General features: G+C 39.1%; 1 protein-coding gene. It reads left to right on the top strand.

Annotated features, from left to right (window positions below; genetic code table 11):
• Positions 1-728: 728 nt before the first annotated feature.
• A complete protein-coding gene (locus F6K53_RS38500; protein WP_081431230.1) occupies positions 729-1952 on the top strand; it encodes a glycosyltransferase family 4 protein in 1224 nt (407 codons plus the stop codon).
• The last annotated feature ends 70 nt before the right edge of the window (positions 1953-2022 follow it).

Here is a 2022-nt window from a genome sequence, read left to right as displayed (position 1 = left end):
CAGTCAACCAGGATCCCTACTTTCTGTTTTGGATGTCGATAGCGATGAGGGATTTAGTGATAAATACTGGAAAAGGATTTGTAGATCCAAGCCACGAAGCAAGGATTAATAGTATTATGCTGAAGTTACCCTGTAAAAATGTACTAAAGGCACCCAAAAGTGCTGTCAATTCTAGCTTATAGTGCTGTGGAACAATAGTACTACTGGGGACAGACCAGTTGGAGAAACTTTGTGCCCCCGCACCGCAGATATCCGTACCCATGTCAACCCTTGTTTTTGATCAGGGTACGCTCTAAAATAAAAAAACAAAAAAAACAAATAGATCAGCCCAAATCTGCTCATAAGGCGATCAATGGATTTGTACCTAGTAGTACATTTGCACTGCATGTCAAAATGCAAGCATAGTAAGCTTTGAGGGATTGATAGTACACCTGTATGGGGTTAGTTCAGTTATGAACGGAGGTCACAGCGTCGTCGGAGGTAATTTTGACAATGATATGGATGTAGATATTTACTTAATTCCAGGGGTTTATCACTGCTGATGAAGCAGTTCAATTATCGTCTAAATGATTAAACCAATCACAAAAATAGCTGTTTTTAAAGTACATAAAGCTGCTTCAATGTTCTTGCACAGAATAACTGTAGAAGCCAGTGCTTTGGCTCAAATTAATTAAAGGCTTCGAGCAATCGAAGCGAGACGAGTGGCTTTATTACTAAGGAGATTGTTAATGAATAAAAGCCTTGGAGGAGAACAAATCATCCAAGCCAACAAGAGAAGGAAAATTCGAGTAACTTATGTCATAGCAACAAATTTACGATTTAAACGCTTTGAATGGATCTGTAGTGAATTAAGCAAAGAGAGGTTTGAATTATCATTTATATTACTAAACCAAGGGCAAACAGACCTACCCGAGTATTTGACGGCACAAAAAATTCCATATATTAGTATCAAATACTCGAATAAATATAGCCTTAACCTGTTTTGGGTTATCTGGAAAATCTCCCGTTATTGTCGAAAGAATAAGACTGATATCGTACATACATATGGAGTGGATGGCTCCCTAGTCGGCTTAAGTGGTGCCTGTTTGGCGGGGGTGCAAATACGTATACAAAGTAGAACTCATGCAGGCCCCTTCCCCTGGCCGCAACGTGTTCCTTGGGGTCAAGTTTACGATCATTTTAATAATTTTCTTTCTTCAAAAATCACAATGACTAGCCAGAAGGTCAAAGACATAGTGATTTCCTACGATGGAGTTGCTCCAAGCAAGGTGATCCCCATACATCCTGGTTTTGATTTGGAAGCCTTTGCCAAGGTCTCCGAAGAAAATTTACAAAATATCAAAGAAAAATATAATATCAAAAATGTCGCTCCAGTAGTCGGTGTTGTATCAAGATATGTAGCTTGGAAGGGTGTTCATTATATAGTACCAGCCTTTGGCAAGTTGCTTGAAGATTATCCGTCTGCCTTTCTTGTACTAGCAAATGCTCGCGGAAACTACCGAAAGGAGATCCATAGGCAACTCCAATCAATACCTACTGACAGATATGTGGAGATTCCGTTTGAAAATGATATGTTCGCGTTGTATAAGCTTTTCGATGTATTTGTTCATGTTCCAATGGCTCCAAATATGGAAGCCTTTGGACAAGTATATATAGAAGCCCTAGCAGCAGGAATCCCTTCTGTGTTCACGCGCTCAGGGGTAGTAGATGAATTTATTGTTCATAATAAACATGCTTACTTGGTGGATTATGAAAACAGCGATCAAATCTACGAGGGGATAAAAACTATTCTGGAAAACAATTCCTTAAGAGAATCGCTAATTTACAACGGAGGTCAAAGCGTTCGTGATATGTTCGATTTAAACCAGATGATCGGCTCTCTTGAAAGTCTGTATCTTTCCGAGTTTGAAACAACCCAACAAGATAATCGCGAGGAATATGAAGAAAACTGAAAAATTTCCAGAATCCAAAACCCTTATTGATGGACATAATGAGACAATGGATATTGAGGCTTTAAGCGCA

The organism is Moorena sp. SIO4A1 (genome assembly GCF_010672065.1).
Lineage (GTDB): Bacteria > Cyanobacteriota > Cyanobacteriia > Cyanobacteriales > Coleofasciculaceae > Moorena.
Note: the sequence above shows the minus strand (reverse complement) of the source record. Positions and strands in the feature narration are given on the sequence as shown.